Origin of the sequence: Cupriavidus sp. H18C1, assembly GCF_049311595.1 — a bacterium.
GTDB classification, from domain to species: Bacteria; Pseudomonadota; Gammaproteobacteria; order Burkholderiales; family Burkholderiaceae; genus Cupriavidus; species Cupriavidus cauae.
Genome location: NZ_CP186009.1, coordinates 1,418,611 through 1,443,577, shown reverse-complemented (window position 1 = coordinate 1,443,577; position 24,967 = coordinate 1,418,611). Strand labels below are relative to the sequence as shown.

The window sequence follows — 24,967 nt, the reverse complement described above, 5'->3', positions numbered from 1 at the left end:
AGGCAGGGCACAGTGCTGGTTTCATTAATCCGCAAATTTCGGAACTATGCCGGCCCAGGAACTTTTGCGGCCATAGTTCCGTGAATTCCGGAACAATGGCGTCCCCTCCGTATCCACGCGCCCAATCCATTCCCCCGGGCTTACTCCGCGCGAAACGCCCCTTCGAGCACCCCCCCGCACGGCCGCCGCCACCCGATGCGGATTGCCCTTTCGCCAAACGAGATGCAGTTCGACATCGAGCCCGACCTGGTCGTCGATCGGCCGAAAGCGCACACCGGCATAGCCGAGGCGCCATGCCGACTGGGGCACCAGCGCGACGCCCATGCCGGCGTCCACCAGCGACAGGATCGAGTGCGTATGGCTGAGCGTCTGCACCGTGTCGGGCGCCACGCCCTCCGCGCGCAGGCGGCCGGCGACGATCTCGTACAGATAGCGCGATTCGGAGCGGCAGAACTCGATGAAGGGCTGGCCTTCGAGCGCGGACAGGGGCAGGCATTCGGCCTGCAGCAGCGGATGCCCGACCGGCGCGGCCAGCACGAACGGCTCGCGCAGCAGCGGCGCCGATTCGACGAAGCTGCGCGGCGCGAACGGCCGTACCAGGCCCAATTCGATGCGGTCGGCGGCGATCGCCTCGAGCTGCGCGTCGGTCTGCATTTCGCGCAGCGACACGTGGACCTCCGGCAGGTTCGCGCGGATCGCACCCAGCAATTGCGGGAGCAGCGCGAAGCTCGCCGCCGGTATGAATCCCATCGACACGCTGCCCGCGTCGGCGCGCATGGCCCGCCGCGCAGCCAGCTTGGCGGCGTGGCTGCGTCGCAGGATGTCCTCGGCCTCGCGCAGGAAGATCGCGCCCGCCGGCGTCAGGCGAACCCCGCCGCCCGAGCGGTCCAGCAATTGCACCCCGACTTCATGTTCGAGCAGCTGGATATGCCGCGTCAGCGGCGGCTGCGTCATGTTCAGCAAGGCTGCGGCCCGGCCGAAATGCAATTCGGTCGCGACGGCCACGAAGCTGCGCAGATGGGATAGCTGGAACACGATTCAAATCTTGAATTGGGTAATCGCCAGTTTGGATTGGACGGCAGTAGCGGGGGCTTTCTACAGTAGCGCCTCTCATGTCCTTTCCATCAGGAGTTCAAGTGGCGACTTTCGAAGGTTCCGCGCTGCGCGAGGCGCTCAATGGCATTTCCGGAATCCTGGTCACGCCGTTCGACGCGAATGATACCGTCTCGCCCGGCCCGCTTTCGGCCGTGGTCGACCGGGCCGTCGGCGCCGGCGTGCATGTGCTGGTCGCCAATGGCAATACCAGCGAGTTCTACGGCCTGCGGGAGCAGGAGGCGGTGCGCATGGTCCATGTCGCCGCCGAATACGTGGCCGGCCGGGTGCCGCTGCTGGCGGGCGTCGGACGCAGCGTCCACGAAGCCTGCGCGCTGGCCCGCGCCTCCCGCGAAGCCGGCGCCGATGCGCTGATGGTTCATCAGCCGCCCGATCCCTTCGTCGCGCCGCGCGGCGTGGTCGCCTATGTGCAGAAGATCGCCGAGGCCGGCCAGGGCCTGCCGCTGGTGCTCTATCTGCGCAACGACAACATCGGCTTGGCCGCCATCGAAGCGCTGTGCCGCATTCCCGAGGTCGTCGGCGTCAAGTGGGCCTCCCCGACGCCGATGGTGCTGGCCGAAGCGATCCGCCGCACCGCCGACCGCGGGCTGGCCTGGGTCGGCGGACTGGCCGAAATCTGGGCGCCGCCCTTCTATGCAGTCGGCGCACGCGGCTTTACCTCGGGCCTGATCAACGTGATGCCCGAGCGTTCGGTGGCGATCCACCGCGCGCTCGAAGACGGCGACCATGCACTGGCGATGCGCCTGATCGGCGAGATGCTGCCCTTCGAGGATCTGCGCGCCCAGGAAAACAACGGCACCAACGTCACGGTCGTCAAGGCCGCGCTGCAACTGATGGGTAACGACTGCGGCGCCGCACGGCCACCGTCGGCGTGGCCGCTGACCGATGCCCAGCAGCGCCGCCTGCACGAGCTGATGTCCGGCTGGGGGGCTCGCACGCTGATTTCATCGCGGGCGACTGCCCGCTGCGCAGTGAGGGGACGTGCCACGTCCCACTACAAGAAACTTCATTGGAGACTATCGATGCCATTTCGTCGCACCCTGCTTGCCTTCTGCGCCTTTGCCTCGCTGACCGGCGGCGCGCTCGCGGAAACCTATCCCGCCCGTCCCATCACCATCGTCATCGGCTCCAGCCCCGGCAGCGCCACCGACGGCCTGGCCCGCGCGCTGGGCAACGAGGTGACCCGGCTGACCGGACAGGCCGTGGTGATCGAGAACCGCGCCGGCGCGATGGGCGGCATCGCGGCCCAGACCGTGGCGCGTGCCAAGCCCGACGGCTATACGCTGTTCATCACGACCAACACCACGCAGGCCGCCAATCCGCATCTGCTGAAGAGGCTGCCCTACGACCCGATCAAGGATTTCACGCCGGTCTCGATGCTGACCAAGGGCTACCAGCTGCTGGTCGTCAACCAGAACGTCAAGGCCAACAGCGTCGCCGAGCTGATCGCCCTGGCAAAGAAGGAGCCGGGCAAGCTGACCTACGGTTCCGGCAGCTCGTCGGCACGCGTCGCCGCCGAACTGTTCCAGCAGATGAGCGGCACCGAGATGACCCACGTCCCGTACAAGGCGAATCCGCCGGCGGTGGTGGACCTGGTCGCGGGCCAGACCGACCTGATGATCGTCGACCTGCCCGCCAGCCTGCCGCAGGTGCGCTCGGGCAAGCTGCGCGTGCTCGGCTTCAGCGGTCCCAAGCGCTCCGCGCTGGTGCCCAATGTGCCGACCATCGAGGACACGCTGCCCGGCTATGAGGCGGGCTACTGGAACGCGCTGTATGCGCCCGCCAATACGCCGCAGCCGGTGGTGCAGCGCCTGAGCGAGCTGGTCCATCGCGCGCTGGCCACGCCGAGCGTGCGGCAGGTGGTCGAGCAGAGCGGCCAGGAAATCGCGCTGTCGAGCGCCGAGGAGCTGAGCCGCTTCCAGCTCGCCGAACTCGACCGCTGGGGCCGAATCATCCGCACCGCCGGCATCGAGAAGGAATGATCGCCGTCGTTCCCGCGCCGGCGGGAATCCAGCGTCTGCGCAAGCCGCTGGGTTCCCGTCTTCGCCGGGGCGACATCGATGCCGCAGCGCCGATCCGTTGAACAAGGAAGCTACCGTGAAATCGCACTACATCGCCGGCGAATGGGTCGCCGGCAACGACAGCAGCGCCAACGTCAATCCGTCCGACGTGTCGGACATCATCGACCACTACGCGCAGGGCGATGCCGCCCTCGTCGACCAAGCCGTCGCCGCCGCGCGGCAGGCCTTCGGCAAGTGGTCGCTGTCGACGCCGCAGCAGCGCTTCGATGTGCTCGATTTCGTCGGCAACGAGCTGCTGCAGCGCCGTGCCGAGCTGGGCGACCTGCTGGCGCGCGAGGAAGGCAAGACGCTGCCCGAGGCGACCGGCGAGGTGGTGCGTGCCGCGCAGATATTCAAGTTCTTCGCCGGCGAGGCGCTGCGTACGGCGGGCGAGGTGCTGCCCTCCGTACGGCCCGGCATCGGTGTCGAGATTACGCGCGAGCCGATCGGCGTGGTCGGGCTGATCGCGCCGTGGAACTTCCCGATCGCGATTCCGGCGTGGAAGATCGCCCCGGCGCTGGCCTACGGCAATTGCGTGGTGTTCAAGCCGGCGGAACTGGTGCCGGGTTCGAGCTGGGCGCTGGCGGAGATCCTGAGCCGCTCCGGCCTGCCGGCCGGGGCGTTCAATCTGGTGCTCGGCCGCGGACGCGATGTCGGCCAGCGGATGGTCGAGCATCCCCAGGTCAATGCGGTCAGCTTCACGGGCTCGGTGGCCACCGGGCGCAGCATCGCCGCGCAGGCCTGCCAGCGCATGGCGAAGTTCCAGCTGGAGATGGGGGGCAAGAATCCGCTGGTGGTCACCAACGATGCCGACCTCGAGCTTGCGGTCGAGGTCGCGCTGCAGGGCTCGTTCTATTCGACCGGGCAGCGTTGCACCGCGTCGAGCCGCATCGTCGTCACGCAAGGCATCCACGACCGCTTCGTTGCCCGGCTCGCCGAGCGGACCGCGGCGCTGGTGGTCGGCGACGCCCGCGATGCGCGCACGCAGATCGGGCCGGTGGTGGACGCGCGCCAGCTCGAACAGGATGAACGCTATATCGCCATCGGCAAGGCCGAAGGCGCGCGGCTGGTGTGCGGCGGCGAACGGCTGTCGCTCGGCAAGGACGGCTTCTACCTGAGCCCGGCACTGTTCGTCGATTGCAGCAACGACATGCGGATCGCCCGCGAGGAGATCTTCGGGCCGGTGGCCGCGGTGATCGCGGCCCGCGACTACGAGGAAGCGCTGGCGCTGGCCAACGATACCGAATTCGGGTTGTCCGCCGGCATCTGCACCACCTCGCTGAAGCTGGCGACGCATTTCAAGCGCCACGCGCAGGCCGGCATGGTGATGGTCAACGCGCCGACCGCCGGCGTGGATTTCCACGTGCCATTCGGCGGACGCAAGGGATCGAGTTATGGTCCGCGCGAACAGGGGCGGTATGCGCAGGAGTTCTATACGACGGTGAAGACGGCGTACTCCGGCGGCTTGAGCAGCAGGCGATCGCGAGCGGCGTGCTCGCGATCCTTCTATAACCCCTTCGGCAACAACGCCCCCCACCGCCTCGCGCATCAACCGCGCGATCAGTTGCTGGCGGTCGCGCGGCATCCGCGCCAGCGTGGTGGCGACGCTGATGCCCGCCACCGGCTCGCCGTCGCGGTTGTGCACGGCCATGCCGACCGCGAGCGCGCCGCGGGTGGCGTGATTGCCGATCACCGACCATCCGCGCTCCCGCGTGGCGCGAATCAGGATGCGCATCCGCTCCGGCGTCATGCCGCCGTATTGGGCCAGCGTGTCGGCATTGCCGGCAATGATCTCGCCGACCGTGTCGTCCGGCAGCGCGGACAGCAGCGCCAGCCCCGCCGCGCCGACGCCCAGCGGCTGGCGCGTACCGACCTGGATCACCAGCACCTGCACCGGGTGCGTGCCCACATGCCGTGCGATGCAGCGCGACAGCGAGCCGTCGCGGACGATCGCGAAGGCCGCATCCCCGCACGCCCCGCTGATGCGCGCCAGCACCGGCCGCAGCTTCTCGGCCAGCTGCGTCGAACCATCGCGCTGCGGCATCGCGGCGAGCCGCGGCCCGCTGACATAGCGAAAACGCCCCCGCTGCGCGACATAGCCGCACTCGATCAGCGTCGCCAGCAGCCGATAGACGGTCGGGCGCTCCAGCCCCGCCGCCGTGCATAGATCCACCACACGCAAGCCGTCCTTGCCGCCCGCGAGAATCGCGTCGAGCAGCGTCAAGCCGCGCCGCAGCGCACGTGTGCCCTCCTCCGGGACGGTGGCAGGAACGTCCGCCTGTCGGACGTTTCGATTCGCAAGGCGAGAGGTCATCGGGAACAATTTCCGTGCCGGGATATGCAAGGCCGCAGTATGCCCCAACACCACAAGAGGGCCGCCCCGGCGAGGCTATCGACCCAGGAGACAATCATCATGAACGTACGGAATGCGCCGCGCCGGCGCCTGCTCGGCTGTGCCCTTGCCCTTTCGCTTGCCGCGCTGACGGGAAGCATTTCCCCTTCCCTCCATGCCCAACCGGCCTGGCCGACCAAGCCGATGCGGCTGGTGGTCGGCTATGCCGCAGGCGGCGCGACCGACGTACTGGCGCGACTGGTGGCCCTCAAGCTCGGCGAAGAGCTCGGCAAGCCCGTCGTCGTCGAGAACCGCGCCGGCGCCAACAGCAATGTCGGCGCCGAGGTGGTGGCCAAGGCGGAGCCGGACGGCTATACGCTGTACGTCTACACCATCGCCAACACGATCAACGCGTCGCTCTACGACAAGCTGGGCTACGACCCCGCCAAGGATTTCGAGCCGGTCGGCATGATCGCCAAGATTCCGAACGTGCTGGTGGTCAACCCCAGCCTGCCGGTCAAGAGCGTGGCCGACTATCTGCGCTTTGCCAGGGAATCGTCGTCGGGCATCACCTTCGCGTCCTCGGGCAGCGGCTCGTCGATCCATCTGTCGGGCGAGATCTTCCGCATGCGCAGCGGCATCAATATGCTGCACGTCCCCCTATCGCGGCAGCGCGCCCGCCGTCACCGACCTGCTCGGCGGACAGGTGCAATCGATGTTCGACAACACGCCGTCCGCGATGCCGCACGTGAAGGCGGGCCGCTTGCGCGCCATCGCGGTCACCAGCGCGCAGCGCATTCCGTTGCTGCCGGATGTGCCGACCGTGGCCGAATCGGGCTACCCGGGCTTCGACGTGCAGTCGTGGTTCGCGATCGCGGCGCCCACCGGTACGCCGAAACCCGTGGTGGAGCGGCTCAATGCCGCGCTGAACAAGGCGCTGGCCGCGCCCGACGTGCGCCAGCGCATGCAGGACCTCGCAGCCAGTCCGCAACCGGGCACGCCGGAGCAGATGCGCGCCTTCATGATGTCCGAGATCAAGCGCTGGCACGATGTCGTCAAGCAATCCGGCGCCCGTGTGAACTGAGGAGTCCCATGTTTCCGATCGATCTGTTCTGGCGGGCCGCGGACCGCTGGCCCGACAACCTTGCCATCGATGCGCCGGACGGCTGCCTGTCGTATCGCGAGCTGGCGGCGCGCGTCGCCGCGGCGGCCGCCGGCCTGCTGGCCCTCGATGCCACGCCGCAGAGCCGCGTCGGCATCTGCGCCGGCAATTCGGCCGCGCATCTGGTTGCGTTGCTGGCGGTGCTGGCCAGCGGCAAGGTCTGGGTGCCGCTGAACCCGAAGAGCACGCGCCCCGAGCTGCGCCGCATCGTCGATGCCACCGAGCCGAGCATTCTGGTGCTGGACAGCGCCTGCGCCGCGCTGCTCGACGGCGCACCGGGCGCCCGCGTTTTCACGGACGCGGCGGACGTGGGAGACGACGGCGGCGACGCGTTGCCGGCGATGATCGCAAGTCATGCCGGTGCGGCGCGGCCCCGCCTCGATCTGGATCGCGATGCCACGCAGGCCATCAAGTTCACCGGCGGCACCACCGGCGCGCCCAAGGGCGTGATGCAGCCCTACCGCGCGTGGATGGCCAATATCGTCAACCAGATCCATGCCTGGGGCTTCGATGCCGCCGATCGCTATGTGATGGCCGCCCCGATCACGCACGGCACCTCGACCTATGTGCTGCCGATCCTGGCGCAAGGCGGCTGCCACGTGATCCTGGACGGCAGCGGTGCCGAGGCGGTCCGCGCCGCGTTTCGCGATCGGCGCGGCACGGTGTCCTTCATGCCGCCGACGCTGATCTACATGCTGATGGCGCTGCCGGGCACGTCGCGCGACGACTACCCCGCGCTGCGCCGGCTGATCTACGGCGGCGCGCCGATGCCGGTCGAAAAGATCCGCCAGGCGCGCGCATTCTTCGGGCCCGTGGTCGGCACGACCTACGGACAGACCGAGGCGCCGCAGCTGCTGACCGTGCTGCGTCCCGAGGATTTCGAGGACGAGCGCAATCTGGCCTCGGTCGGGCGGACCACGTGGTTCAGCGAGGTCGCGATCATGGCGCCGGACGGCACGCTGCTGCCGCCCGGACAGATCGGCGAGGTCGTGGCCCGCGGCGACCTGTTGATGACGGGCTACTGGCGGCGTCCCGATCTGACGGAAGCGACGATCGTCGCCGGCTGGCTGCATACCGGCGATCGCGGCCTGATGGACGAGCGCGGCTATCTCTATCTGAAGGATCGGCTGCGCGAGGTCGTCATCACCGGCGGCTTCAACGTCTATCCGATCGATGTCGAGAACGCGCTCGGCCAGCATCCCGCCGTCCACGAATGCGCGGTGTTCGGTGTGCCCGACGACAAATGGGGCGAGGCGGTGCATGCCGCCGTGCAATTGCGCGAAGGCTGCCAGCCACCGAGCGAACCGGAACTGATTGCCTTCGTGCGCGAACGCCTCGGGCCCGTGCCCACGCCCAAGCGCATCCACTTCCACGACAGCCTGCCGCGCTCGAGCGTCGGCAAGGTGCTGAAGAACGCCGTACGCGACTGGGCGCTCGCCCATGCATCGGCCACCGAGTCGACCACCGCGTCGGCGACCGCGACCACACGACAGGGAGACCAGCCATGACCGCCACCACCAAGCCTGTGACCCGCCTTTGCACGCATACGCTGACGAGCCTGCACTACCGCGACGCCGATCTGGTCAATGACCTGATGGGCAAGAAGACCTTCACCGAGGTCATGCTGATGCAGATTCTCGGCCGCACGCCGCGGCCGGTCGACATGCGGATCACCGATGTCGTGCTGATCGTGCTGATGGAACACGGCCTGACGCCGAGCGCCATCGCGACGCGGCTGATCTACATGAGCGCACCGGAGAATCTGCAGGGGGCCGTTTCCGCCGGGCTGCTGGCCGTCGGCAGCTCCTTCGTCGGCACCATGGAGAACTGCTCGCAGCTGCTCGATCGGCTGCTTGCCGCTGGCGATCCCGAGGCCGAAGCGCGTGCCATCGCCCGCCACTACAAGGAGTGCAGAAGCCCCGTACCGGGCTTTGGCCACCATCTGCACAAGCCAGTCGATCCGCGCGCGTACAAGCTGATCGAACTGGCCGAGGCCGAGCCGGAACTGAGCGGCGAGCGGATTCGCGCGCTCAGGCAGCTGTCCGCCGCCGTCGACGAGGCCGCGGGCCGGCCGATCACCATCAACGCCACCGGTGCGGTGGCGGCGCTGCTCGGCGAAATCGGCGTGCCGACCGCGGTGATGCGCGGTTTCGCGGTGATCTCGCGCGCGGCCGGGCTGGTCGCGCATATCGTCGAGGAACAGCAGAGCCCTTCCGGCCGCTATATCTGGGACACCGTCGAGCACGCGATTCCCTATGTCGGCACCGCCCCGACGGGAGAGGCATCGTGACAGGCGTCCCCGCCCCTCCCCCTTCCGCTGACCCTCGCCGACCGGACCGTATTCGTCGCCGGCGCCGGTTCCGCCGGTCCTGGCTGGAGCATCGGCCGGGCCGCCAGCCTGACCTATGCGCGCCTGGGCGCTCGCGTCTGCGTGGTCGACCGCGATGCCTCGTCCGCCGAGGAGACCACGGCGCTGATCCGCGCGGAGGGCGGCATCGCCGAGACGTTCGTCGGCGACGTCGCCGTCGAGCCGGAGGTCGAGCGCCTGTTCGCCGAGGCGCGTGCGCGCTTTGGAGCGATCGACGTGCTGCATCACAACGTCGGCATCGGCAAGCCGGGCGGGCCGCTCGACACCGCGGTCGCCGACTTTGACCAGGCGCACAACGTCAACGTCCGCAGCCTGCTGCTCGCATCGCAACAGGTATTGCCCGAGATGGTGGCGCGCCGGCGCGGCGCCATCGTGACCATTTCGTCGGTCGCTGGGCTGCGCTATCTCGGCTATCCGCATCTGTCGTACTGCGTCACCAAGGCGGCGGTGATCCAGTTCACGCGCATGCTGGCCCAGCAGTACGCCCCGCATGGCATCCGCGCCAACACGGTGGTGCCCGGCCTGATCGATACGCCCCGGATCGCGCATACGGTGGCGAAGATGTTCTCCGAAAACGATTTGGACGAGGCGCGCGCCGCGCGGGCACGGCAGGTGCCGATGCAGCGGATGGGCACGGCGTGGGATGTGGCTTACGCCTGCGCGTTCCTGGCGTCGGACGCGGCGGCGTATGTCACGGGGACCGAGGTGGTGGTGGATGGCGGGTTGACGGGGAAATATGTGTAGCCAGACGCGAGCGCGCTACCCGGTGGCCTGCACTGCCCGCTCTACCCGCTCTACCCGCTCTACCCGCTCTACCCGCTCTACCCGCCACCATGCCGGCAACAACTCCCGCACCGACCGCTGCGCGAAGCGGTCGTCGATCAGATACACGACGCCGCGGTCTTCGCTGGTGCGGATCACCCTGCCCGCCGCCTGCACGACCTTGCGCAGGCCGGGGTACAGATACGCGTAGGCATAGCCGTCGCCGAACGCGTCCTCCAGCCGGCTGCGCAACTGCTCGTTGACCGGATTGAATTGGGGCAGGCCCAGCGTGGCGACGAAGGCGCCGATCAGCCGGTCGCCGGGAAGGTCCACGCCCTCGGCGAAGGGGCCGCCCAATACGGCAAAGCCCACGCCGCGGCCGCCCGGCTCGAAGGCGGCGAGGAATCCGGCCTGCTCGGCCTCGCCCATGCCGCGCGCCTGCGACCAGCTCGGGATATCGGCATGCCGCTGCGTGAACAGCGCCAGCGCATCGCCGAGGTAGTCGTGGCTGCTGAAGAACGCGAGATAGTTGCCGGGACTGTCGCGATACTGCGCGGCGATCAGTTCGACGATATCGGGCAGCGAGCGCCGCCGGTGCGCGAAGCGGGTCGAGATATGCGACGCGACGCGAACGCGCAGCTGCTCCGGCTGGAATGGCGACGGCACCTCGTGCCAGACCCATCGATCCGGCAGGCCCAGCATATCCGCGTAGTAGGACGCCGGCGCCAGCGTGGCGGAGAACAGCGAGACGGAATGCGCCGCCGCCAGCCGCGGCCGCAGGAAATGCGCCGGCACCAGGTTGCGTACCCCCCAGACGGACATTGCCGTGCGCGCCGCGCGCCGGCATGCGCGTCATGTCGAACACGGAATGCGGACCGATCTGTTCGGCGAGCCGGCAGAACTGCAGCACATCGAAATAGAAGCGCTGCAGCGCCGGGTCCTGCTCGGTGGGCCGCTCCGTGAACCGCTCCAGCAACGCAGCGCACAGCCCTTCGAAGGCATCGAGCAATGGCGCCGGGACTGTCGCCTCGGCCCGATAGTCGCCGGCCAGCGCCTTCGCCGCGGCATTCCATTGGCGGCCGACGCGATCGAACGCGCGGCGCAGCTCCGCCGGCGCTTGCCGCCGCAGCGCGCGGAATGCGGCCTGATCCAGCGTGGCGCTGTACATGTCGCGCGCCCGCTCCGGCAATTGATGGGCCTCGTCGACCAGCACGCTGACGCGCCAGCCGTCGTGCAGCGCAAAGGCATGCAGCAGCGCCGTGCGGTCGAAGTAGTAGTTGTAGTCGGCCACCACCACATCGCTCCAGCGCGCCATTTCCTGGCTCAGGTAGTACGGGCAGATGTCGTGGGCCAGCGCGATCTCCCGGATGTGGCCGCGGTCCAGCATCGTCCGCTGCGCCGCCTGCGCACGCGCCGCCGGCAGCCTGTCATGGAAACCGCGCGCCAGCGGACAGGCTTCGCCGTGACAGGCCCGCCCCGGATATTCGCAGGCCTTGTCGCGGGCCACCATCTCCAGCACGCGCAGGGGCATCGCTTCCCGCTGCGCGCCCAGCCCGCGCGCGGCTTCCAGCGCCAGTGCCCGGCCGGTCGAGCGGGCCGACAATACGAACAGCTTGTCGATCTTCTGCTTCGGCATCGCCTTCAGCGCGGGGAAGATCGTGCCGACCGTCTTGCCGATGCCGGTGGGCGCCTGCGCGAGCAGGCAGCGGGCGGAGAGGTTCGCGCGATAGACCGATTCGGCGAGTTCGCGCTGGCCGGCCCGGAATCCGGCATGCGGAAAGGCAAGCGAGTCCAGCGACAGATCGCGCTCGGCGCGATGCGCCAGCTCCTGCTCGGCCCAGCCGATAAAGGCGCGGCATTGCGCCTCGAAGCAGTCGCGCAGCGCCGCCGCGGTAAAGCGCTGCGCCTCGGCGCGCTCGCCTCCGCTGACGATATCGAAATACACCACCGCGATCTCGATATCGTCCAACGCCTCGCGCTGGCACATCAGCCAGCCGTAGACCTTGGCCTGCGCCCAATGCAGATGCCGATGATGGGCCGGCACCTCGGCCGCATCGCCGCGCACGGTCTTGATTTCCTCGAGCCGCCGCAGCGCCGGATCGTAGCCGTCGGCACGGCCGCGCGCGCGCAGCGGCCCGAAGTCGCCGCTCAGCGCGATTTCGGTCAGATAGCCGGCGGGACGGCGGGCGGTCACGGTGGCATGGCCGGCCACGCCCTCCTGCGCGGTCGGCGAAGGCGTGAACCGCAGGTCCAGATCGCCGGCGCGCGCAGTGAATTCGCACAGTGTGCGGACCGCGACGATGTAGCGCGGTTCGCCCTCGGCCGCCACCCCTGGCCCGACTTCCCCGCACGGCGAAGCGGGGAGCCGGTCCTGGGCGATGGCGGAAGAATTGGGCGGAGTGGCAGTAACAGCGGCGGGCATCGATAACGGCAGGGTATCGCGCCATTTCGGTGGGCCCTTCGTTGACGTCGTTCGTCGGGGCCGAAATGGACTGTATAAATATACAGGTACGCGACGGGCGTGTCGATGTCCAGGCTTCACCACCGCATTGGCGCAATCAATCCACCGTGATATTCGCGCTGCGCGCCACCTTGCCGAACTTCTCGTATTCCGCCTGCGTCAGTGCTTGCAGCTCGGCGGCGCTCGACGACTTCGGGTTGAAGCCGGCCTGCACCAGCTTGTCGCGCACCGGCGCACTGCCCAGCGCCTCGACGAACGCCGCATTGAGCTTCTGCACGATGTCGGCCGGCACGCCTGCGGGCCCGTACACGCCGAACCACGGCTCGACCGAATAACCCGTCAATCCCGCCTCGGCCAGCGTCGGCACATTGGGCAATGCCGGCGAGCGCGTGCTGCCCGCCACCGCCAGCGCGCGCAGCTTGCCGGCCTGGATATGCGGCAGCGAGGCCGGCAGGTTGTCGAACATCACGGGGATATGTCCGCCCAGCATGTCGTTGATTGCCGGGCTGCTGCCCTTGTACGGCACGTGGGTCAGGCTGGTGCCCGTCATCTGCGCAAACATCGCGCCGGCGAGATGCATCGAGGTGCCGGTGCCCGCGGTCGCGTAGGTCAGCCCGGGATTGCGCTTGGCCCACGCCACCAGCTCGGCGACGGTCTTGACCGGCAGCTGATTGCCGACCTCCAGCACGATGGTCGACGTACCGAGCAGGCTCACCGCGGTGAAATCGCGGCGCGGATCGAAGGGCATCGCCTTGTAGATATGCGGGTTCAGCGCATTGGTCGAGATTGCGCCGAAGCCGATCGTATAGCCGTCCGGCGCCGCCTTTGCCACCGCCTCCATGCCGATATTGCCGCCGGCGCCCGGCCGGTTCTCGATCACCACCGGCTGGCCCAGCTTCTCGGCGACACGTTGGCCGACGGTGCGCGCCACCAGGTCGGTGGTGCCCCCGGCGGCGTAGGGCACGATGAAGCGGATCGGCTTGGTGGGGTAGTCGGCGGCGCTGGCGGGCATCGGCAGTCCGAGCATGGCGGTGGCCAGGCCGGCGAGCGCGATGCCGAGAACGGTGCGGCGGGGAAGATGGCGGACGCGGGGCGTCATGGGCGTGATTGGCGTCATGAGGCGGTCTCCTTTCGTGTGGTGATGATTTGCGTTCGTTGTTGTCGTTGTTGCGGCTCGCAGGTCGATGCCGATGCCGATGCAGATGCAGATGCAGATGCAGATGCAGATGCAAGCCGGCGGGCGCCATCATATCCAATCCGCACCGTGCGCGTGGGACCGTTCAGCACGGCAGACCGCCGTCACACGCTGCCGCCCCCGCCAGCCTCGCGCAAGGCATCGAGCGCGGCCACTACCGCGCCGCGGCGGAAGCTGTCCTCGCGCCAATACATCGACACCGAGCCGAAGCCAGACAGCCGCAGCGGCACGATGCGCAGCGCGCCGAGGTCCTCGAGCCGGCGCGCGGTGCGGTGCGAGGCGACGCCGATCATGTTCGTATGGTTCAGCAGCGTCAGGTTCAGGATGGTCGAGTTGGACTCGACGCAGCGCGCGGGCAAGGGGCGGCCCGCCGCCGCCAACGCGGATTCGAGCGCATTGCGGATCGGCGTGCCGCGCGGCCAGATCACCCATTGGAACGATTCGAGCGCGGTCCAGTCGAGCGCCGCCATCGACAGCAGCGGATGCTTCGGACGCGCGACGAAGTGAATCGGCTCCATGTACAGCGCCTCGGTACGCAGCCGGGCATCCTGCAGCTCCGGCGCCGAGCGGCCGACCACGATATCGAGCTCGCCGCGCGCGAGCCGGCTCATCAGCTCGTCCATCGTGCTCTCGACCAGGCGGATCTGCGCACCGGGCATCGCCTTCAGCAGTCGCACCACCGCGAGCGGCACGGTGTCGGCGGCCGATGCGCCCGAGGTGCCGATCACCACCAGCCCGCTGCCGCCATCGCGCAGCGCCTGCAGATCGTCGCGCGCGCTATCGAGCTGCGCTTCGATACGGCGCGCATGTTCGATCAGCGATTCCCCATAAGGCGTTGGCCGCAGGCCGCGCGCGTGCCGCTCGAACAGCGGCAGGCCGATGTCCTCCTCCAGCTCGCGCAGCCATTTCCGACAGGCCGGGCTGCGTGGTATTGAGCGCCGCCGCGGTCTGGCTCATGTTGCCGGTCTCGGCCAGGCTCAACAGCATTTGCAGGTTGCGAAGCCGCAGCCGGTGGGTCCAATCCATCAGGGAAAACCCTCCCAGTCATATCCATATTCGTATGGATCAGATCAACAATTCATTTTTCGAAATATACCTGCACGGCTACAGTCCCAACAAACGAATAACGACGAACGACGCGGACACGCCGCCTGCCTCTCATCCGCAGACGGGAGATGGGGGCCTCCGCCGGTGCTTTCTCGATTGGAGACCGCGATGTCGAACAGCAAGCGGGATATCGCCCGCGCGGCCTACTACGAGCAGATCGGGCGCAGCCATATGGCGCCGCTGTGGGAATCGCTGCACGCACTGGTGCCGCCGCAACCGCAGCCGAAGGCGCAGCCGGCGATCTGGAAATACGAGCAGATCCGTCCGCTGGTGATGCAGGCGGGTTCGGTAATCAGCGCCGAGGAAGCGGTACGCCGCGTGCTGGTGCTCGAAAACCCCGGCCTGCGCGGCAAATCGAGCATTACCTCGACGCTGTACGCGGGGCTGCAACTGATCCTGCCAGGCGAGATCGCGCCCAGCCATCGCCATACGCAGTCCGCGCTGCGCTTCATCGTCGAGGGCCAGGGCGCGTGGACCGCGGTCGACGGCGAACGCACGACGATGCATCCCGGCGATTTCATCATCACGCCGTCGTGGACGTGGCATGACCACGGCAATCCGCTCGAGGCCGATGGCGGCGAACCCGTGGTCTGGCTCGACGGACTCGATATCCCGCTGCTGCTGCAGCTCGATGCCGGCTTCGCCGAGAGCTATCCCGAAGCCGTGCAGCCGGTGACGCGCCCCGAGGGCAACAGCTTCGCGCGCTACGGCAACAACATGGTGCCGGTGCGCCATCAGCCCACCGGCGGCAGTTCGCCGATCTTCAGCTACCCGTATGCGAGGACGCGCGAGGCGCTGGACCAGCTCTATCGCCATGGCGACCTCGACCCGTGGGACGGCGTCAAGCTGCGCTACGTCAATCCCGCCACCGGCGGCTGGCCGATGCCGACCATGGCCACCTTCATGCAACTGCTGCCGGCGGGCTTCCAGGGCCGCACCTATCGCAGCACCGACGCAACGGTCTACAGCGTCGTCGAGGGCCGCGGCACCGCGCGCATCGGCGAGATGCAGTTCCAGTTCGAGCCGCGCGACATCTTCGTCGCGCCGTCGTGGCAGCCGGTGCAGCTGGCGTGCGTCGAGGACGCGGTGCTGTTCAGCTATTCGGACCGCCCGGTGCTCAGCGCATTGAATCTGCTGCGCGAAGAACGGCTCTGACCGCCCGCACATCGGAACAGTGGCGCGCCACGGCGCACGGGTCGCGCCCGCCATCCCCCGCATCCATTCCCGAACGATACGATCCTGCAAGGACTTTCCATGCCTTTTGTTTTCGATCCGGCGCCCACCGTCGCCATTCCGGTCGCCGGCAGCGTCGATGACCGCTTCCCCGTCCGCCGCGTCTACTGCGTCGGACGCAACTATGCCGCGCATGCCCGCGAGATGGGCTTCGATCCCGACCGCGAGCCGCCGTTCTTCTTCTGCAAGCCGGCCGACGCGGTGATTCCGGTGGCCTACGGCGATACGCTGTCGCTGCCCTACCCCACGCAGACGCAGAACTATCATTACGAAGCGGAACTGGTGGCCGCGATCGGCCGTGTCGGCAGCGATATTCCGGTCGAACAGGCGCTCGAACACGTCTGGGGCTATGCCGTCGGTCTCGATATGACCCGCCGCGACCTGCAGATGAAGATGCGCGAGATGGGCCGCCCCTGGGAAATCGGCAAGGCCTTCGATGCGTCGGCACCGATCGGCCCGCTGCATCGCGCCGCCGACATCGGCCATCCCGAGCAGGCGGACCTGTGGCTGACCGTCGATGGCGAGACGCGCCAACGCAGCAATGTCTCGCATCTGATCTGGTCGGTCGCGGAAACGGTGGCCTACCTGTCGCAGTACTTCCGCCTGGAACCGGGCGACCTGATCTTTACCGGCACGCCGGAGGGCGTTGGCGCGGTGAAGCCGGGACAGCGGATGGTGGCCGGCGTGCAGGGGCTCGGCGAACTGTCGGTGCGCATCGTCTGAGCGGAAGCCGATCATGCAGTTGCACAGCTTCTTCAACAGCTCGACGTCCTACCGCGTGCGCATCGCGCTCGCGCTGAAGGGCCTGCCCTACGACTACGTGCCGGTCAACATCCGCAACGGCGCGCATCGCGATGCCGCCTATGTCGAGCGGATCAACCCCTCGGCCAGCGTGCCGGCACTGGTCGACGGCGACCTGCACCTGGGGCAATCGCTGGCGATCGTCGACTACCTCGATGCGCGCCATCCGGAACCGCGGCTGATTCCCGCCGACCCCGAAGCGCGGGCGCGCGTGCTGGAACTGTCGTATGCGATCGCATGCGACATCCATCCGGTCAACAACCTGCGCGTGCTGCGCTATCTGCAGGACACGCTGGGCGTATCGCCGGAGCAGAAGGATGCGTGGTACCGGCACTGGGTTGACGAGGGCCTGGCCATGGTGGAGCGCCTGCTGGCGAAGCGCCCGGCCGGCCCGTGGTGCTTCGGCGACCGGCCCACGCTGGCGGACTGCTGCCTGGTGCCGCAGATCGCCAACGCGCAGCGAATGGGCTGCGACACCGAGCGCTTTCCGCTCGCGATGGCGGTCTACCGCCATGCGGCCGAGCATCCGGCCTTCCGCGCCGCCGATCCACGCCGGCAGCCGGACTATCAAGGCTGAGCGCCATGGGGCCCCGGGGGAGTGGGACAGGAGACATCGATGAACACAACTCAACAGGACCGCAAGGTCATCGTGGTCGGCGGCGGCATCGGCGGCCTGGCTGCGGCGCTGGCCCTCGCGCGGCAGGGCATCCGCATCGAATTGCTGGAGCAGGCCGAGCAGATCGGCGAGATCGGCGCCGGCATCCAGCTCGCGGCCAATGCCTTCGCCGCGCTGGACGCGCTCGGCGTCGGCGAGGCGGCGCGCAACCGCTCGGTATTCACCGATCATCTGATGCTGATGGATGCCGTCGATGCCAGCGAGGTCGCGGTGGTCGACGTCGGCGCGCGCTATCGCCAGCGATTCGGCAACCCCTATGCCGTGATCCATCGCGCCGACATCCATCTGTCGATCCTCGAAGCGGTGCGGGACCATCCGCTGATCCGCTTCCGCACGGCCACGCGGGTCGAGGGCCTGGAGCAGGACGACAACGGCGTCACCGTGATCGACCAGCGCGGCGAGCGGCACCGCGCGGATGCGGTGATCGGCTGCGACGGCGTCAAATCCGCCGTGCGCCAGGTGCTTCTGGGCGACGAGCCGCGCGTGACCGGCCACGTGGTGTATCGCGCCGTTGTGGAGCTGGAGGACATGCCGCCGGACCTGCGCATCAATGCGCCGGTGGTCTGGGCCGGGCCCCACTGCCATCTGGTCCACTACCCGCTGCGCGGCGGCCAGCAGTACAACCTGGTGGTGACGTTCCACAGCCGCGAGCAGGAGGTGTGGGGCGTGCGCGAGGGCAGCAAGGAGGAAGTGCTGTCCTACTTCGAAGGCATCCATCCGCGCCCGCATCAGATGCTGCATCGTCCGACCTCGTGGAAACGCTGGGCGACCGCCGACCGCGATCCGGTCGAGCGCTGGAGCTTCGGGCGGGCCACGCTGCTGGGGGGATGCCGCGCATCCGATGACGCAATACCTCGCTCAGGGTGCCTGCCAGGCGCTGGAGGACGCGGTGACGCTGGGCGCCGCGGTCGAGCACTGCGACGGCGACTTCGAGGCCGCGTTCGCGCTGTACGACAAGGTCCGGATTCCCCCGCACCGCGCGCGTGCTGTATTCCGCCCGGGAAATGGGCCGGATCTACCACGCCAAGGGCGTCGAACGGCTGGTGCGCAATTCGCTATGGGTCGGCCGCACGCAGGAGCAGTTCTACGACGCGCTGGCCTGGCTGCATGGATGGCGCGCGCAGGATTGCCTGAAGGCCCCCGGCCAGCGCCAGGGCTAGCCTGGCCCGGTATTTCGTCGCTCGACGTTTCGTTGCACCTCTCGTTGGACCACGCTGTCCCGCCGCCTCCGCACGGAGACGGCGGCGCCCCCGCTCATCCGTTCAAAACCAGAACCAGGAGACAACCATGCCGCGCCCCGCCGCCATCGACGTGACGCGCTTCATCGACGAAGCGCCGTTATCGCCGTTCCAGATCCTGATCGTCATACTGTGCTTCCTCGTCGTCGCCATCGACGGCTTCGACACCGCCGCGATCGGCTTCATCGCGCCCGCCATCCGCAGCGAATGGCAGTTGAGCCCGGCACAACTGGGGCCGCTGTTCGGTGCGGGGCTGGCCGGCCTGATGGGCGGCGCCTTCCTGTTCGGCCCGCTGTCGGACCGCTACGGCCGCAAGACGGTGCTGGTCTTCAGCGTGCTGTTCTTCGGCGTGGCCAGCCTGGTATCGGCCTGGTCGAACTCGCTGTGGGAGCTGACCGCGTTGCGCTTCATCACCGGCCTCGGGCTGGGCGGCGCGATGCCCAACGCGATCACGCTGACCTCCGAATACTGTCCCGACAAACGCCGCTCGTTCCTGGTGACGACGATGTTCTGCGGCTTCACGATCGGCTCGGCGCTCGGCGGGCTGGCCTCCGCCGGCCTGATCGAATCGTATGGCTGGCGCTCGGTGCTGGTAGTCGGTGGCGTGCTGCCGCTGCTGCTGGTGCCGGTACTGCTGGTGCTGCTGCCCGAGTCGGTCCGTTATCTGGTGACCGTAGGCAAGAAGCTCGATCGCGTCGCCGCGACGCTGCAGCGGATCGACCGCAACGCGGACCTGCGCGATGCCGGCTTCATGGTGCCGCCGCGCACGCAGGCCGGCTCGCCGGTCTGGCACCTGTTCCGCCCGGACCTGCTGCGCGGCACCTTGCTGCTGTGGTTCGCCTTCTTCATGAGCCTGCTGGTGATCTACCTGCTGTCGAGCTGGCTGCCGACCGTGCTGCGCGGCACCGGCATCTCGCTGAAGCACGCGGCGCTGGTGACCGCGATGTTCCAGGTCGGCGGCACCGTGGGCGCCATCGTGCTCGGCTGGCTGATGGACCGGTTGAATCCGCACTACGTGCTGGCGGCGAGCTACACGCTGGCCGGCCTCTTCACCGCGCTGATCGGCCACGTGACCGCCAGCCCCGTGCTGGCCGCCGTCGCCGTATTCTGGGCCGGCTTCTGCGTGTCCGGCTCCCAGGTCGGCGCCAACGCGCTGTCGGCGGCCTACTACCCCACCGATTGCCGCGCGACCGGCGTCAGCTGGGCCAACGGCGTGGGACGCATCGGCTCGGTGGTCGGCTCGGTCGGCGGCGGCGCGATGCTGTCGCTGGGCCTCGGCATGCCGGCGCTGTTCGTGCTGGTCGGCATTCCGGCCGTATTGGCGGGCTTGACGATGCTGGTGCTGGGCCGCGGGCATCCGGCCGGCCGAGCGGCGTTGCCCGCGGTACAGGGCTGAACGCGCTTGGCGCGCGCTTATTTCCCTTCGCCGAGAAAGGCGCCCTGCTTGACCAGCAAGGCCTGCAGTTCCGCCACGTCGATGTCGTGCGGCGAACGGCCGTCGCGCACCGCCAGCGCGGCCGCGGTGCCGGCCGCCTGGCCCATCACGAAGCAGGCGCCGGACACGCGCGCGGCCGATTGCCCGTCATGCGTCATCGACGCGCAGCGGCCCGCCACCAGCAGGTTGTCGACGCCGCCCGCGCTGGCGCGCCGCGGCAGCAGCATCCGGTACGGCAGCTGGTTGTAGCCGCGCGAATCCGGAATCGGCGGCCACACCCATTGCACGTCGCCGGCCACGTGCTTTTCCAGCGGCCAGCCGTTGACGCCGATCGCATCGGGGAAATCCGCGCAGTTCAGCACATCGTCGGCGCTCAGCATGGTTTCGCCGATCAAGCGGCGCGTTTCGCGGATGCCGAGCTGCGGCGCGATATCGAGCGCATAGGCGTTCTCGAAGCCCGGCACCCTGGCGCGCAGGAAGCGCACGTACTCGACGATCTGGCGGCGGCCCTCGATCTCCCCTTCGCTCAGCGAATGCGCATCGGTGCCGTCGGTCGCCGAGCCGTCGAGCTTGCGCAGCTGGGTCACGTTGACGCGCCACTCGTAGGGGTGCTTCTGCGGGCGGACCACCGCGCCGCGCCGCGGGAAGCGGAATTCCCCGGCGGCCTCGGCCTCGTCCATCAACGCCGGGATCGTCTTCCAGGCCTCGCCCGCGCGCTGCGCATCGACATTGCCGACGCGGAACATCAGCGTGGGGTACAGCATATGTCCGTGGCCGTCGCCCTTCTCGGTCGGCACCCCGGCCCAGTGCGCGATGTCGGCGTCGCCCGAGCAATCGATGAAACAACGCGCGCGCACCGCGACGCGGCCGGACTTGGTCTCGAGCAGCAGCGCATCGAGCGTGCCGTCCGCATGCCGCGCGACGCCGGCGGCCAGCGCATGGAACAGCAGATGAACGCCGTGGTCGGCCAGCAGCGCATCGGCGGCGCACTTGAACGCCGACATGTCATAGGCCTGCGCGTGGATCTTGCCGAGCACAAGATGCGGTTCGTTCAGGCCGTCGAGCCGGCGCATCCGCATCAGCAGATCGGCGGTGACGCCGTACACCACCTGGCGGATCTCGCCGAATACGTTGGCATGCAGGCCGCAGAAATTGGTCACGCCGGCCGCGGTGCCCATGCCGCCGAGGAAACCGTAGCGCTCGGCCAGCAGCACGCGCGCCCCGTTGCAGGCCGCCGCCGCGGCCGCGCTGATGCCGGCGGGGCCACCGCCCAGCACGACCACATCGAAGGGGCCGAGCACGGGGACATCGCGCGCCGCCTCGGTCAGCGTGTCCCCGCGACAGAGTCCAGAGCGAGCAGAGAGACCTTTCATTGTCGTTGCCATGCTAGTCCAGCCGAATCCTGTGTTTTTCGATGACCGGCTTCCAGCGTGCGACGTCCTCCGCCATCACGCGGCGGAACGCATCGGGCGTGTTGCCGACCGGGTCCATGAATTGGAGGCGCAGCTTCTCGCGCAGCGCCGGTTCCGCCAGCACCGCGACGATCTCGTCGTGCAGCCGCTTGACGATCGGCGCCGGCGTGCCGGCCGGCACCACATAGCCGATCCAGGCGTCCGCCTGCACGTCGGCGATGCCGGCCTCCGCGAGCGTCGGCAGGTCCGGCAGCGACGGCGAACGCTTCGCGCTGGCCACCGCCAGCGCCCTGATGCGCCCGTTCCTGACATGCGGCATCACGGTGGCCGCCGGCAGGATCGCCATGTCGACGTCGCCGGCGATCACGGCGGTGACCGCCGCGCCGGAGCCGGGGTACGGCACATGGACCGAATCGGCCTCGCTGCGCGCGGCCAGCGCCGCCACCGCCAGATGCGAGATCGTGCCGGCGCCCATCGACGAATAGCTCAATGCCTTCGGTTGCTTCTTCAGCAGCGCCAGCAGTTCGGCAGCGTTGCGCGCCGGGACGCGATTGGCTACGACCAGCACCGCCGGCTGGCTGGTCGCGATGGTCACCGGCTGCAGGTCGCGCGCCGGGTCAAAGGGCATCTTGCCGTACAGCAGCGAATTGACCGCCAGCGGACCGGCGATGCTGAGCCCGATCGTTTGTCCATCGGGTTTTGCCTTGGCGATGGCATCGGTGCCGATATTGCCGGCGGCGCCCGTCTTGTTCTCCACCACCATCGGCTGCCCCAGCCGTGCTGTCAGCCGTTCGCCGATCAGCCGCGCGGTGATATCGGGCGTCGAGCCGGCCGCAAACGGCACGATCACGCGCACAGGTCCGCTCGGCCAGTCCTGTCCATGGGAAAGCGTCGATACCGCGGCCGTCGCGGCCAGCGCGGTACAAGCGAGCCATCTCCCCAGCCTGCCTGTTTGCATGCGATGTCTCCAAGGATGTCTTGTTTGTATGCCGGCGCGCTATCCGGTGGCGCCTTGCGGCAAGATTAGGGCAATGGCACTATGGCGTCCATGCAATGGCCGACATAGGCGCAAGCGGGATTTTTAATAATGGACACGAAGCTGCTGGCGATCTTCGACGAGGTGTACAAGACGCGAAGCGTGTCGCGTGCCGGCGAACATCTGGGCCTGCCGCAGACCTCGGTCAGCCTGGCGCTTGGCCGTCTGCGCAAGCAGTTCGGCGATCCGCTGTTCGTCAGGACCGCAGAAGGCATGCTGCCGACCCCGCATGCGGAGACGCTGATCCAGCCGTTCCGGCAGGCACTGGCGATCCTGCGCACCGCCACGCAGCAGCAGGTGGTGTTCGACCCGCCGCGATCTGAGCGCACCTTCCGCATCAGCATGACCGACATCAGCCATCTGCAGTTTCTGCCGGGCCTGATGAACCGACTGCATGCGCTGGCGCCGGGCATTCGCGTGGAAGTGATGCGCATCTCCACGGACACGCCGAAGCAGCTCGAAAGCGGCGAGGCCGATCTGGCGGTCGGCTTCATGCCGGAGCTGGAGGCCGGCTTCTACCAGCAGCGGCTGTTTCACCAGGGCTTCGCCTGCGTGGTGCGCCAGGACCACCCGCGTGTGGATCGGCGCATGACGGTGTCGCTGTTCAAGCGCGAAAAGCACGTCGCCATCACCGCGGCCGGCACTGGCCACGACCTGCTCGAGCGCGAGCTGGAGCGGCGCCGCGTCAAGCGCAACGTCGCGCTGTCGCTGCCGACGCTGCCGGGCCTGGGCAACCTGCTGGCCAACACCGACCTGATCGCCACAGTGCCGGAGCGCGTGGCGCAGATGCTGATGGGCATCGCCAACGTCAAGGCGCTGGCCCCGCCCTTCCCGCTGCCGACGTTCTCGATCAAGCAGCATTGGCACGAGCGCTATCACCAGGATCCGGCCAATCGCTGGCTGCGCTCGGTGATTGCGGACCTGTTTCTCGACTAGGCCGCCGTGCCGCCTCGGATCGCACGTATCATGCCGGCGATCCGCACACTCTTCATCCACACCGGCAACGCCGGACGCTGAACCGCGATGGACAAACTGCTTGCTCTGAAGATGTTCGTCGAGACCGTCGACGCGAAAGGCTTTTCGGCCGCGGCACGGCGGCTGGACCTGGCCACCTCGTCGGTGACGCGCGCGCTGGACGGGCTGGAGCAATCCCTCGGCGCGGTGCTGCTGAATCGTTCGACGCGGCAGGTCACCGTCACCGAAGCCGGCGCCGCCTACTATCAGCAGGCCCGCCGGATTCTCGACGCGGTCGAGGAAGCCGACGCCCTGATCGCGGACCGCGGCGACGTACCGGTGGGGCAATTGCGCGTGTCGCTTCCCGTTGCGTTCGGCCGGCGCTGCATCGCCCCGCATCTCGGCGCCCTGCTCGAACGCTATCCGCAGCTCGACCTGGAGGTGACCTTGACCGACGACCTCGTCGACCTGCTGGGCGACCGGATCGACCTGTCGGTGCGGATCGGCAATGCCTCGTCCTACGACAATGTCATCGCACGACAGATCGGCACGTTCCGCCGCCGTGTGGTGGCGAGCCCCGCCTACCTCGAACGGCATGGGGCGCCGTCGGTCCCCGACGATCTGGTCGGGCACGCCTGCCTGCGCTTCAGCTTCGGCTACGGCGCGCGCGATCAGGTCTGGACGTTCGAGCGGGACGGGCAGCGGCAACCCGTGCCGGTGCGCGGGCCTCTTCGCAGCAACAACATCGACGTGCTGCACGAACTGGTGCTGGCCGGGTCCGGCATCGGCCTGCTACCGGACTGGATCACCGACGGCGATATCGCGTCCGGACGCTTGCAGCCGCTGTTCGATGATTGGACCGTCAATCCCGACCAGGTCAGCAGCGGCGTCTCGGCGCTGTATCTGCCGAACCAACGGGGCTCACGCCGGATCGCCGCCTTTCTGGCCTTTCTCGAGGGACTGCCGGCCCTGGCGCAAGGCCGCTCCTGAGCCTCGGCACGCCAAGCGGCATGCCGAGGCCGTGACCATGCCCGCCCCCCTTCCGCCCTCGCCCCTCCGCCTTCCCGCGAGCGACACGGGCGGCGGCTGTCTCGTCAGGCCGAAGCCGCGGGCAAATCGCCGCGATGGACCACCTGGACCTTGTTGCCATCCGGATCGCGCAGATAGGCGCCGAAGTACCCATCCCCATAGTGCGGACGCGGCCCGGGCGGGCCTTCGTCCGAGCCGCCGGCAGCGAGGCCGGCCGCATAGGCGCGCTCGACCGCCTCGGGCGACGGCGCGAGGAACGACACCATGCTGCCGTTGCCCGCCGTGGCCGGCTCCCCCGTTGAAGGGGATGAAGGCGAAGAAGCGCGGCAGCGCCTCGCCGGGCCGGATCCAGCAAAGCGCCGGCGGACCGCCGTCCGGCACGACAGGACGCTGGCGCAGCCCCAGCGGGGTCAGCAAGGCATCGTAGAACCGGCCAGCACGGGGCAGATCCGCGACGCCAACGGTGATATGGCTGAACATGGTGAGATCCCTCTTCGGTGAACAGCAGGCGGCCATGACCCTGAGCGGGCTTCGAGCCCCTCGCATGGTGCCGATGGTCAGCGACGCTAATCGAATTGCCGCAGATGCGCCAG

Annotated in this window: 14 protein-coding genes and 8 pseudogenes; 14 read left to right on the top strand and 8 right to left on the bottom strand. The window is 68.5% G+C overall.

All coding sequences use genetic code 11. The annotated features are described in order from the left end of the window. Window positions 1-24: 24 nt before the first annotated feature. Window positions 25-1,035: a LysR family transcriptional regulator gene (locus OJJOAM_RS22355; protein WP_422649882.1), complete on the bottom strand. Its 1,011-nt coding sequence runs from the start codon at window positions 1,033-1,035 to the stop codon at window positions 25-27. Between the two features lie 77 nt (window positions 1,036-1,112). On the opposite strand from OJJOAM_RS22355, the pseudogene OJJOAM_RS22350 reads away from it, so the two are divergent. The 3 genes and pseudogenes from OJJOAM_RS22350 to OJJOAM_RS22340 form a co-directional block, all read left to right on the top strand. Continuing rightward, window positions 1,113-1,970: pseudogene (locus OJJOAM_RS22350) on the top strand (dihydrodipicolinate synthase family protein); the annotation flags it as partial. A 165-nt stretch (window positions 1,971-2,135) separates the two neighbouring features. Next, window positions 2,136-3,095: a Bug family tripartite tricarboxylate transporter substrate binding protein gene (locus OJJOAM_RS22345; protein WP_422651023.1), complete on the top strand. Its 960-nt coding sequence runs from the start codon at window positions 2,136-2,138 to the stop codon at window positions 3,093-3,095. 115 nt (window positions 3,096-3,210) lie between these two features. Further along, a pseudogene (locus OJJOAM_RS22340) lies at window positions 3,211-4,638 on the top strand (aldehyde dehydrogenase family protein); the annotation flags it as partial. Window positions 4,639-4,683: 45 nt separating this feature from the next. Here OJJOAM_RS22340 and OJJOAM_RS22335 read toward each other — a convergent pair. Continuing rightward, window positions 4,684-5,487: pseudogene (locus tag OJJOAM_RS22335) on the bottom strand (IclR family transcriptional regulator); the annotation flags it as partial. Between the two features lie 99 nt (window positions 5,488-5,586). On the opposite strand from OJJOAM_RS22335, the pseudogene OJJOAM_RS22330 reads away from it, so the two are divergent. The 4 genes and pseudogenes from OJJOAM_RS22330 (at window position 5,587) to OJJOAM_RS22315 (ending at window position 9,779) form a co-directional block, all read left to right on the top strand. Next, a pseudogene (locus OJJOAM_RS22330) lies at window positions 5,587-6,589 on the top strand (tripartite tricarboxylate transporter substrate binding protein). Between the two features lie 8 nt (window positions 6,590-6,597). Beyond that, window positions 6,598-8,175 carry a class I adenylate-forming enzyme family protein gene (locus tag OJJOAM_RS22325; protein WP_422649881.1) on the top strand — a complete coding sequence of 526 codons (1,578 nt, stop codon included), beginning with the start codon at window positions 6,598-6,600 and terminating at the stop codon, window positions 8,173-8,175. Next, window positions 8,172-8,957 (top strand): citryl-CoA lyase, encoded by a 786-nt coding sequence (locus OJJOAM_RS22320; RefSeq protein WP_422649880.1) that lies wholly within the window; start codon window positions 8,172-8,174, stop codon window positions 8,955-8,957. The genes OJJOAM_RS22325 and OJJOAM_RS22320 overlap by 4 nt, the downstream gene beginning before the upstream one ends. A gap of 27 nt (window positions 8,958-8,984) precedes the next feature. Beyond that, entirely contained in the window at window positions 8,985-9,779 is a 795-nt protein-coding gene (locus tag OJJOAM_RS22315) for an SDR family NAD(P)-dependent oxidoreductase (protein WP_422651022.1), read from the top strand. 15 nt (window positions 9,780-9,794) lie between these two features. On the opposite strand, the pseudogene OJJOAM_RS22310 reads toward OJJOAM_RS22315, so the two are convergent. From OJJOAM_RS22310 to OJJOAM_RS22300, 3 genes and pseudogenes are all read right to left on the bottom strand, one after another. Then, window positions 9,795-12,219 (bottom strand): annotated as a pseudogene (locus OJJOAM_RS22310) (ATP-dependent DNA helicase). A gap of 136 nt (window positions 12,220-12,355) precedes the next feature. Beyond that, window positions 12,356-13,285, bottom strand: a complete 930-nt coding sequence (locus OJJOAM_RS22305) for a Bug family tripartite tricarboxylate transporter substrate binding protein (protein ID WP_422651021.1) — start codon at window positions 13,283-13,285, stop codon at window positions 12,356-12,358. Window positions 13,286-13,557: 272 nt separating this feature from the next. Beyond that, a pseudogene (locus OJJOAM_RS22300) lies at window positions 13,558-14,479 on the bottom strand (LysR substrate-binding domain-containing protein). Window positions 14,480-14,668: 189 nt separating this feature from the next. Here OJJOAM_RS22300 and gtdA point away from each other — a divergent pair. From gtdA to OJJOAM_RS22275, 5 genes and pseudogenes are all read left to right on the top strand, one after another. Next, window positions 14,669-15,715: a gentisate 1,2-dioxygenase gene (gene gtdA / locus OJJOAM_RS22295; protein WP_422649879.1), complete on the top strand. Its 1,047-nt coding sequence runs from the start codon at window positions 14,669-14,671 to the stop codon at window positions 15,713-15,715. Window positions 15,716-15,814: 99 nt separating this feature from the next. Then, the gene (locus OJJOAM_RS22290; protein WP_422649878.1) at window positions 15,815-16,516 is read left to right on the top strand and encodes a fumarylacetoacetate hydrolase family protein; all 702 of its coding nucleotides are present in this window, start codon (window positions 15,815-15,817) and stop codon (window positions 16,514-16,516) included. 13 nt (window positions 16,517-16,529) lie between these two features. Further along, window positions 16,530-17,171, top strand: a complete 642-nt coding sequence (maiA, locus tag OJJOAM_RS22285; RefSeq protein ID WP_422649877.1) for a maleylacetoacetate isomerase — start codon at window positions 16,530-16,532, stop codon at window positions 17,169-17,171. 39 nt (window positions 17,172-17,210) lie between these two features. Beyond that, window positions 17,211-18,430: pseudogene (locus OJJOAM_RS22280) on the top strand (3-hydroxybenzoate 6-monooxygenase). Between the two features lie 127 nt (window positions 18,431-18,557). After that, window positions 18,558-19,904 (top strand): MFS transporter, encoded by a 1,347-nt coding sequence (locus OJJOAM_RS22275; protein WP_422649876.1) that lies wholly within the window; start codon window positions 18,558-18,560, stop codon window positions 19,902-19,904. A gap of 17 nt (window positions 19,905-19,921) precedes the next feature. On the opposite strand, the gene OJJOAM_RS22270 is transcribed toward OJJOAM_RS22275, so the two are convergent. Together OJJOAM_RS22270 and OJJOAM_RS22265 are read right to left on the bottom strand one after the other, a co-directional pair. Beyond that, on the bottom strand, window positions 19,922-21,316 hold the full coding sequence (locus tag OJJOAM_RS22270; protein WP_422649875.1) for an FAD-dependent oxidoreductase: 1,395 nt from the start codon (window positions 21,314-21,316) through the stop codon (window positions 19,922-19,924). A gap of 13 nt (window positions 21,317-21,329) precedes the next feature. Further along, a complete protein-coding gene (locus OJJOAM_RS22265) occupies window positions 21,330-22,313 on the bottom strand; it encodes a Bug family tripartite tricarboxylate transporter substrate binding protein (RefSeq protein ID WP_422649874.1) in 984 nt (327 codons plus the stop codon). A 129-nt stretch (window positions 22,314-22,442) separates the two neighbouring features. Between OJJOAM_RS22265 and OJJOAM_RS22260 the strand changes: the two genes are divergently transcribed. Next, window positions 22,443-23,327: a LysR family transcriptional regulator gene (locus tag OJJOAM_RS22260; RefSeq protein WP_422649873.1), complete on the top strand. Its 885-nt coding sequence runs from the start codon at window positions 22,443-22,445 to the stop codon at window positions 23,325-23,327. An 87-nt stretch (window positions 23,328-23,414) separates the two neighbouring features. After that, window positions 23,415-24,335, top strand: coding sequence for a LysR family transcriptional regulator (locus OJJOAM_RS22255; protein ID WP_422649872.1), 921 nt, complete (start codon window positions 23,415-23,417; stop codon window positions 24,333-24,335). 104 nt (window positions 24,336-24,439) lie between these two features. Here OJJOAM_RS22255 and OJJOAM_RS22250 read toward each other — a convergent pair. Beyond that, a pseudogene (locus tag OJJOAM_RS22250) lies at window positions 24,440-24,854 on the bottom strand (VOC family protein). Window positions 24,855-24,967 lie beyond the last annotated feature (113 nt).